This window comes from Paenibacillus maysiensis, assembly GCF_000520815.1.
Classification (GTDB): Bacteria; Bacillota; Bacilli; order Paenibacillales; family Paenibacillaceae; genus Paenibacillus; species Paenibacillus maysiensis.
Genome location: NZ_ASRY01000231.1, coordinates 1 through 392 on the forward strand (window position 1 = coordinate 1; position 392 = coordinate 392).

Here is a 392-nt window from a genome sequence, read left to right on the forward strand (position 1 = left end):
TGTTCCGGCGGTAGGTGTCGTTACACCAGGCAAGCTGGTCATGGCGATGGGAACCTCTATTTGTCATATGCTGCTCGGTGAGGAAGAAAAAGAAGTCGAAGGTATGTGCGGCGTTGTAGAAAACGGAATTATTCCGGGCTATTACGGCTATGAGGCTGGTCAGTCGGCGGTAGGAGATATTTTTGCATGGTTCGTTGAGCATGCTGTTCCCGGCGAGGTGAAGGAGCAGGCTGCGGCAGAAGGCGTAAACGTCCATGTGTGGCTGGAGCGCAAAGCGGCAGCATACAAACCGGGCGAAACCGGATTGCTTGCACTGGATTGGTGGAACGGCAACCGTTCTGTGCTGGTAGATACGAACCTGACGGGTCTTATCGTCGGCTATACGCTGCTGA

Annotated in this window: 1 protein-coding gene; it reads left to right on the forward strand. The window is 54.1% G+C overall.

Annotated features, from left to right (window positions below):
- A partial coding sequence (locus L696_RS28710; RefSeq protein WP_245233381.1) for an FGGY-family carbohydrate kinase occupies positions 1–392 on the forward strand: 392 nt, incomplete at both ends.